Source organism: Pseudomonas sp. CM27 (assembly GCF_013179515.1).
Classification (GTDB): Bacteria; Pseudomonadota; Gammaproteobacteria; order Pseudomonadales; family Pseudomonadaceae; genus Aquipseudomonas.
This window is the reverse complement of the sequence record NZ_JABMCN010000258.1, coordinates 1-8472: the sequence shown is the minus strand read 5'-3', so window position 1 is coordinate 8472 and position 8472 is coordinate 1. Positions and strand designations below refer to the sequence as shown.

General features: G+C 64.8%; 9 protein-coding genes. 1 reads left to right on the top strand and 8 read right to left on the bottom strand.

The window, feature by feature from the left end:
• Positions 1-542, top strand: a 542-nt coding sequence (locus tag HP547_RS24550) for an EAL domain-containing protein (protein WP_172287959.1), incomplete at its 5' end; no start/stop codon positions are given.
• A gap of 116 nt (positions 543-658) precedes the next feature.
• Here HP547_RS24550 and HP547_RS24545 read toward each other — a convergent pair.
• The 8 genes from HP547_RS24545 to HP547_RS24510 all read right to left on the bottom strand — a co-directional run.
• Complete coding sequence (locus HP547_RS24545; RefSeq protein ID WP_079230410.1) at positions 659-1303, bottom strand: methionine ABC transporter permease; 645 nt, start codon at positions 1301-1303, stop codon at positions 659-661.
• Complete coding sequence (locus tag HP547_RS24540; RefSeq protein ID WP_172287956.1) at positions 1293-2402, bottom strand: methionine ABC transporter ATP-binding protein; 1110 nt, start codon at positions 2400-2402, stop codon at positions 1293-1295. Before HP547_RS24540 ends, HP547_RS24545 begins: the two co-directional genes overlap by 11 nt.
• A 1-nt stretch (position 2403) precedes the next feature.
• Positions 2404-3204: a MetQ/NlpA family ABC transporter substrate-binding protein gene (locus HP547_RS24535; RefSeq protein ID WP_172287953.1), complete on the bottom strand. Its 801-nt coding sequence runs from the start codon at positions 3202-3204 to the stop codon at positions 2404-2406.
• Complete coding sequence (locus HP547_RS24530; RefSeq protein ID WP_172287950.1) at positions 3197-4588, bottom strand: LLM class flavin-dependent oxidoreductase; 1392 nt, start codon at positions 4586-4588, stop codon at positions 3197-3199. Before HP547_RS24530 ends, HP547_RS24535 begins: the two co-directional genes overlap by 8 nt.
• Positions 4588-5769: an SfnB family sulfur acquisition oxidoreductase gene (locus tag HP547_RS24525; protein WP_172225032.1), complete on the bottom strand. Its 1182-nt coding sequence runs from the start codon at positions 5767-5769 to the stop codon at positions 4588-4590. Before HP547_RS24525 ends, HP547_RS24530 begins: the two co-directional genes overlap by 1 nt.
• 150 nt (positions 5770-5919) lie before the next feature.
• Positions 5920-7161, bottom strand: coding sequence for an SfnB family sulfur acquisition oxidoreductase (locus HP547_RS24520; RefSeq protein WP_172287947.1), 1242 nt, complete (start codon positions 7159-7161; stop codon positions 5920-5922).
• A 263-nt stretch (positions 7162-7424) separates the two neighbouring features.
• Positions 7425-8183, bottom strand: a complete 759-nt coding sequence (gene tcyN / locus HP547_RS24515; RefSeq protein WP_172287944.1) for an L-cystine ABC transporter ATP-binding protein TcyN — start codon at positions 8181-8183, stop codon at positions 7425-7427.
• A gap of 2 nt (positions 8184-8185) precedes the next feature.
• Positions 8186-8472: ABC transporter permease subunit (locus tag HP547_RS24510; RefSeq protein WP_172287941.1), on the bottom strand; the 287-nt coding region annotated here is incomplete at its 5' end.

The window sequence follows — 8472 nt, the reverse complement described above, 5'->3', positions numbered from 1 at the left end:
TGCTGCGCCAGGCGTGCTGGCAGATGGTGCAATGGCAGGCCGAGGGCCGGCAGTTGGCATTTGTGGCAGTGAATATCTCCAGCCGCCTGTTTGGCCAGCACGATTTGTACCGGCAGGTGGCCGAGGTGTTGCACGACACCGGCCTGGCCCCTGCTTTGCTGGAGCTGGAGGTGACCGAGAGCGCGGTGATGGATGACCCGGAAGTGGCGCTTGAGCAGCTGCATCGGTTGCGTGAGCTGGGGGTGACCTTGGCCATTGATGATTTTGGTACGGGCTATTCGTCGTTGCTGCGGCTCAAACGCTTGCCGGTGCAAAAGCTGAAGATCGACCAGGGCTTTGTTGCCGGGTTGCCGCTGGATGAGGATGACATCGCGATCGTGCGGGTCATCATCGCCCTGGCCCGCAGCATGGGCATGCAGGTGCATGCCGAAGGGATCGAGCAGGCGGAGCAGGCCGGTTTCCTGCTGCAGGAGCAGTGTCAGCTGGGCCAAGGGTACTGGTTCGGGCGGCCGGTACCGGCTGCGGATCTTCGCTGGGATTGAAATTGCCGGGGCCGCTTTGCGGCCCTTTCGCGACACAAGGCCGCTCCTACAGGGATACGCGGTCGCCTGTAGGAGCGGCCTTGTGTCGCGAAAGGGCTGCAAAGCAGCCCCTGCATTCAACGCTTGTTCAAGCCTTTCGCCAAGCGGTCCCCGCCCAGTTGGATCAACGCCACCAATGCCACTAACATGGCAATCACCGTCAGCATGATCTGGCTGTCGAAACGCTGGTAACCATACCGGTAGGCAATATCCCCCAAGCCGCCGGCTCCGATGGCTCCGGCCATGGCCGAGGAGTTGATCAGGGTCACCAGGGTAATGGTGAAGCCGCCAACAATTCCCGGCAGCGCCTCGGGCAACAGCACGTGCCAGACGATGTGCCAGCGCCGGCAGCCCATGGCCTGTGCGGCTTCCACCAAACCATGGTCGACTTCGCGCAGGCTGACCTCGGCAATGCGCGCGAAGAACGGCGTTGCCGCGATGGTCAACGGCACCACCGCCGCCCACACGCCATAAGTGGTACCCACCACCAGCCGGGTAAAGGGGATCAGCGCGACCATCAGGATCAGGAACGGTATCGAGCGGAACAGGTTGACGAACGCGCCCAGCACCCGGTTCAGCAGGGGCGCCTCGAAGATGCCACCTTTGTCGCTGGTGACCAGCAACACCGCCATCGGCACCCCCACCAGCAGCGCGACAAGCGATGACACACCTACCATCAGCAGGGTATCGAGCAAACCTTCGAGCAGGCGATCAAACCACATGGCCCAGTACCTCCACGTCCTCGGCCCAGCGGCGGGCGCGCTCCAGTAATTGATACGTGTCATGCGGCGAGTGCTGTACCGACAGAATCAGCTGCCCCAAGGCATGCTCGCCAATGGTTTCCACACCACCCTGCAACAGGCGCACACGGCCACCCAGCTCGTTGAACAGGGCAGACAGCTCGGGCTCGCCGAGCAGGGTCAGCTTGAGTACCACGGCACTGCTGCGGCTCGCCGGGCTGGCCCGCAAACTGGCTTGCAGCGCCGCTGGCAAACGGGGCTGCAAGGGTGCCAGGAGGGTGCGGGTAACCTCGTGACGCGGGGCGCCGAACACCCGCCAGACTTCACCTTGCTCCACTACTTGGCCACGTTCGAGCACCACCACCCGGTGGCAGATATCGCGGATCACCGCCATTTCGTGGGTGATCAGCACGATGGTCAGGCCCAGGCGCTGGTTGATGTCGCGCAGCAGCTCAAGGATCGACGCGGTGGTTTCCGGGTCCAGCGCCGAGGTGGCTTCGTCGCACAGCAGGATTTCGGGGTCGTGCACCAGCGCCCGGGCGATGCCCACGCGCTGTTTCTGCCCGCCGGAAAGCTGCGCCGGGTACATGTGGTGCTTTTCCTGCAGGCCGACCAGTTGCAGCAGGCCGGCCACCTTGCGCTGGCGCTCGGACTTGGCCACGCCGGCCACCTTCAAGGGCAGCTCGACGTTCTGCCACACGGTCTTGGCCGACATCAGGTTGAAGTGCTGGAAGATCATGCCGATGCGCCGGCGCAGCGCCACCAGGTGGTCCTCGTCGAAGGGTGCGATGTCCACCTGGTCGATCAGCACCCGACCCTGGCTGGGTTGCTCCAGGCGATTGATGGTGCGCAGCAACGACGACTTGCCGGCGCCGCTGCGGCCGATGATGCCGAAGATCTCGCCATGGCGGATGTTCAGGTCGATGCCTTGCAAGGCCGGTTGCGCTTGGCCTGGGTAGGTTTTGCCCAGGCCGATGAAGCGCACATGGGCCTGATTGACCTCCGGGCGCAGGGCCTGCTCCCTGGCCGTTGGCGGCAGTGGTTGTACGGTGGGCGCCCTGAGCGCGCTGGCCTGGCTCATGTCAGCCCTCCCAACCGGCCTGGTAGAGCTTGCCGTGGGCTTTGTCCAGGGCCGCACGCACGGCAGGCGAGTGCTGATAGATGTCAACGAACCTGGCCAGGCGCGGGTCGTCCTTGTTCTGTGGGCGAATGACGAACTGGATCACGTATTCCTTGTTTTCCAGGCCGTCGAACAGCAGCGCCGAGCCGGCGTCGAAGGTGTTCGCCAGGCGGATGTAGGCCGGGTAGCCCTGCACCAGGTCGGCGTCGTCATAGGCGCGCACCAGCTGCACGGCCTCGACCTGCAGGATCTTCAGCTTTTTCGGGTTGGCGACAATGTCGTCCTCGGTGGCCTTGTAGCCAACCCCGGGTTTGAGGGTGATCAGGCCTGCCTTGGCCAGCAACTGCAAACCACGCCCGCTGTTGATCGGGTCGTTGGCGATGGCCACGCTGGCACCGGCAGGCAGCTCGTCGAAGCTTTTGTACTTTTTCGAGTACAGCCCGACGTTGTTGATGATCCCCGGGGCATAGGGTACGAGGTTGAAGCCGGCAGCGGCCTTGGCGTTCTCCAGAAACGGGATGTGCTGGAAGTAGTTCACGTCGATATCGCCGCTGTTGAGGCTGACATTGGGCGCGATCCAGTCGCTGAATTCGATCAGCTTCACTTCCAGCCCCTGCTTGTGCGCCTCTTCCACGGCGGCTTCCAGTGGAATGGCAAAGGCGGAGGTGGTGCCGATCTTGAGCGGCTCGGCTGCCAGGGCGGTGGCGGACAGGCCGAGGCCAAGAGCAATGGCCGCGACGGGCCGGAACAGTTTTTCAAGCATGGTGCAGGGCTCCAGTCGGGGCAGTGGTCGGGGTAAAGCGATAAGCCGCGCCAGGGTGGCCGGCGGGCAGGTGCGGGTGGTCGGCCTGGAACAGTTTTTCGCGCAGGGTGCCTTCGGCGTAGGCGGTCTTGTAGCGGCCGCGCTGTTGCAGGTGCGGGATGACCAGGTCGATAAAGTCCTCGAAACTTTCCGGGGTTACCGTGCGGGTCAGGTTGAAACCGTCCAGGCCGGTTTCGTCGACCCAGCCGATCAACTGCTCGGCCACTTGCTCGGGCGAGCCGACCAGGGTCACGTAGCGGCCTCCCAAGGCGTGCTGCTGCAGCAGGCGGCGCCGGGTCCAGGCGTTTTCCTGCAACTGGCGCGTGGCCGACTGGATCGCGTTGCCTTTGCTGGAGGCAATGGGTTCGTCCAGCGTGTAGGCGGCGAAATCGATGCCAGTGGAGGCGGCGAAGTGCGCCACCCCCGCCTCGGGGCTGGCATGGTGCAGGTACTCGGCATGCTTGGCCTGGGCCTGTTGCTCGGTCGGGGCGACGATCACCGTGATGCCCATGAACACCTTGACCGCCTGCGGATCGCGGCCGGCGGCCTCGGCGGCCGCGCGCACCTTGTCGACTTGGGCGCGGGTGGCAGCCTTGTCCTGACCACTGATGAACACGCACTCGGCATGGTTGCCGGCGAAGGCCAGGCCACGCTGCGAGCTGCCGGCCTGGAACAGCACCGGCGTGCGTTGCGGCGAGGGCTCGCTCAGGTGATAGCCCTGGACGGTGTAGAACTCGCCTTGATGCTGCACCTTGCGCACCCGGTCTGGCCTGGCGTACACCCGTTGCTGGCGGTCGGCGACCACGGCATCGTCTGCCCAGCTGCCCTCCAGCAGCTTGTACAGCACCTGCAGGTACTCGTCGGCCTGGTCGTAGCGGCGGTCGTGTTCTGGTTGCCGGTCCAGGCCCATGGCCCGGGCGGCGCTGTCGAGGTAGCCGGTGACGATGTTCCAGCCCACCCGGCCATTGCTCAGGTGATCAAGGGTGGAAAGCCGCCGGGCAAACAGGTAAGGCGCCTCGTAGGTGAGGTTGGCGGTAAGGCCGAAACCCAGGTGGCGGGTGACGGCGGCCATGGCCGAGACCAGCAGCAGCGGGTCGTTGACCGGCAGCTGGATCGACTCCTTGAGGGTGACGTCCAGCGACTGGCCGTAGACGTCGTAGGTGCCGACGATATCGGCAATGAACAGCCCGTCGAACAGGCCACGCTCAAGCAGCCGCGCCAGGTCGGTCCAGTAGTCGAGGGTCTTGTACTGGGTCGAGGTATCCCGTGGGTGGGTCCACAGGCCGTGGTTGATGTGCCCGATGCAGTTCATGTTGAAGGCATTGAGCAGAATCTGCCTGGCCATCAGATGGTCCCCCGACGTGGCGGGTTGGTAGCATTGAGGTAGTAGTTGCCGATGGCGTGGTATTTCCAGCGTACCGGGTCGTGCAGGGTGTGCACGCGGGCGTTGCGCCAGTGGCGGTCCAGGTTGTGCTCGGCCAGGGTGGCCTGGCTGCCGCCCAGTTCGAACAGGGCGGTGCCGGCGGCAAGGGAAATCTCGGTGCTGATGGCGCGGGCTTCGGCGACGGCGATGGAGGCAGCGGCAACATTGTCGGCGCTGCTGTCGTCGCGCGCACGGTCCAGGTATTCGCCCGCCCGTTCCAGCAGGGCCTCGGCGGCATGCAGGCGGATCGCCAGGTGGCCGAAGCTTTTCAGCGTCAGCGGGTCATCGCTGGCGTTGTCCAGGCCGGAGTCGACCCAGGGGCGGCTGCGGGTGCGCACGAAATGCAGGGCATCCTCGTAAGCGGCGCGGGCAATGCCGGTATCGATGGCGGCATGGAGAATCTGCGCCAGCGGGCCGACCGGGGTAGGGCGCTCGAAGGCACTCTGGAATGGCACCACGTCGGCCGCGCTGACGAATACGTTGTCGAATACTACCGAGCCGCTGCCAGTGGTGCGTTGGCCAAAGCCGCTCCAGTCGTCGATCACCTGCAGCCCGTGGCTGTCGGCCGGAACGAACACCAGATGCTGCACGCCGTTTTCGTCGACCACCGAGGTGGGGATGCGCTGGGCGTAGATGGCGCCAGTGGAATAGAACTTGCGGCCGTTGATGCGGAAGCTGTCGCCGTCACGGCTCAGGCGGGTGGTGCGGTCGTTGGCAGTTTTGGTGCCCAGTTCGGCCAGGGCATTGCCGAAGCGGCGGCCGGCGAGCACTTCGGCATACAGGCGCTGCTGCTGTTCGGCGCTGCCGTTTACCCGCAGTACCTCCAGGCCGTAAAAATGGTTTTGCGGGATCTGCCCGAGCGAGCCGTCGGCCTGGGCGATACGGGCGATGACCTTGGCCAGGGTGACGTTGGAAACGCCGGCGCCGCCGTAGGCCTTGGGCACGCTGATACCCCACAGGCCGGAGCGGGTGAACAGTTCGAGCTCGGCGTGCGGCAGGCGGCGCTCGCGGTCGCGCAGGGCGCTGTCGCGGCGCAGTTGTTGGGCGATGTCTTCGGCGACGGCCAGGGCTTGGGTGTCGCTGGTGATGATGTTTGTAGTCATGTTGTTCTCCGGGGGCTTAGGGGCCGCTTCGCGCCCCAATCGCCGGCAAGCCAGCTCCCACAAGGACAGCACAGGTCCTGAAACCAGTGCCGGACCTGTGGGAGCTGGCTTGCCGGCGATGGGCTGCAACGCAGCCCCAGGGCCCGCAAATCAGATCCAGGAATGCCGCGCAGGCAGCGTGCCGTTCAGGTGGTAAGCGCCCACCGCGTGGTACTTCCAGCGCACCGGGTCATGCAGGGTGTGCACCCGGGCATTGCGCCAGTGGCGGTCGAGGTTGAACTCGGCAAGGGTGGCGCGGCTGCCGGCCAGTTCGAACAGTTTCTCGCTGGCCTGCAGGGCGATTTCGGTGGTCAGCACCTTGGCCTCGGCCACCGCGATCGAAGCCCGCGCTGCGCTGGCTGGGTCGATTGGCGCAGCGTTGACCTCGTCAAGCACCCGCGCGGCCTTGCGCAGTAGCGCTTCGGCGGCGTGCAGCTCGAGCTTCAGGCGGCCGATGTCGGCGATCACATAAGGATCGTCGCTGGCGCGGTCGACATTGGCTTCGATCCATGGCCGGGACTTTTCCCGCACGAAAGCGATTGCATCCTCGATTGCCGCCTCGGCGATGCCGGCATCGATCGCTGCCTGGATCAGCTGCGAGCTCGCGCCCTGGATGTTCGGGATATCCCGCTGGCGCCAATTGTCGATCAGCAGTTCTGCATCCACCGGCACCTGGTCCAGCAACACCGTGCCGCTGGCGGTGGTGCGCTGGCCGAACCCGGACCAGTCATCGACGATGCGCAGCCCCGGGCTGCCGCGACGCACAAACGCCAGGCGCTGTCGGCCTTCGTCGTCCAGTGCCTTTACCGCTACCCAGTGGGCGAACAGTGCGCCGGTGGAGTAGAACTTCTCGCCGCTGATGCGATAGCTGTCGCCTGCGCGGGTGATCCTGGCCTTGAGGGTAAGGGTGTCCTTGGTGCCGCGCTCGGGCCCGGCATTGCCGATGCGCCAACCATCGAGCACGCTGCGGAAGATCACCGCCTGTTGCGCCTCGGTGGCCGTAAGGCGCAGCAATTGCAGCATGCCGAACTGGTTCTGCGGGATCTGCCCCAGCGCCGGGTCGGCGGCGCTGATCAGGCGGAACACTTCGGCCACGGTTTCAAACGACACCTCGGGGCCGCCGTGGGCCTTGGGTACGCTGATGCTGCCCAGGCCACTGCGGGTGAACAGCTCGATCTCGGCCCAAGGCAGTTTGCGTTGCTGGTCGCGGCGGGCGGCTTGCTCGCGGGCGGCCTCGGCCAGTTCGCGGGCCGCTTGCAGGGCTTCGGCGTCATTGCGCAGAACCTTGGCCGGCAGCAGCAGGGGCGAGCTGTCGAGATCGCTGTGAAATTGGGTATTTGGCTGGCTGGACATCAGTGCCGCTCCTTGGCTGCACTCAATGCCCTGGCGATACGCACTGGGGTGATTGTGACCCTGACCATTCCTGACCTCACAAAAAAGTTACGTCGCTACAGCTGATCGCGACAGAAATGTGCTGGTCCGGTGGTCCGGTTTATATACCCTAATGGTTTATAAAAAGTTTATGAACTAACTTTTTGGAATATTTATAGAAGGAGGAATTGCTGTGGATGTTCCGGCCTCTTCGCAGGCGTGCCCGCGAAGAGGCCGGAACAGACTTACTCGGACGCCGCAGTCCCGAGGAACTTGCGCAGGAACTGCCGGGTACGTTCTTCCTTCGGCGCCGCAAACAGCGCCTTGGCCTCGCCCTGTTCCACGATCACGCCTTTGTCGAAGAAAATGACCCGGTTCGCCACATCCCTCGCAAAGCTCATCTCGTGGGTGACGATGATCATGGTGCGCTTTTCCTCGGCCAGGCCGCGGATGGTCGCCAGCACTTCACCGACCAGCTCCGGGTCCAGCGCCGAGGTGGGCTCGTCGAACAGGATCACCTCGGGCTCCATGGCCAAGGCGCGGGCGATGGCCACCCGCTGCTGCTGGCCGCCGGACAGGCGCCTGGGGTAGGCGTCTTCCTTGCCCGCCAAGCCGACCTTGGCCAGCAGGCGCCGGCCCAGTTCGATGGCCTGCTCGCGGGGCGTCTTCTTGACGATTACCGGCCCTTCGATCACGTTTTCCAGGGCGGTGCGGTGGGGGAACAGGTTGAAGTTCTGGAACACGAACCCGGCCTGCTGGCGCAAACGGCGAATTGCACTTTGCTGACCACCCAATGGGCGGTTGGCATCGATGCTGATGGCACCGATCTGGATCTGCCCGGCGTCGGGGGTTTCCAGCAGGTTCAGGCAGCGCAGAAAGGTGGTCTTGCCCGAGCCGCTGGGGCCGATGATGGCCACCACTTCGCCGGGGCGCACGGTCAGGTCGATGCCGTTGAGCACGGTCTGGCCCTTGAACCGCTTGGTCAGGCCTTTGACTTCAATCATGCTCATTGCTCCTGGTCATGCTGGTTGACCCGCGCTTCCATGCGGTTCTGGAAGTGCGCAAGGATGCTGCACAGCACCCAGTAGATGACCGCGACCGCCACGTACATGGTGAACACTTCGAAGGTACGCGCGGTAATCAGCTGGGCCTGGCGGAACAGCTCGGGCACCTGGATGGTCGCCGCCAGGGCGGTGTCCTTGACCAGCGAGATGAAGCTGTTGCCCAGCGGTGGCAGGGCAGTGCGCAAGGCCTGTGGCAGGATCGCCCGGCGCATGGCCTGCACGCGGGTCA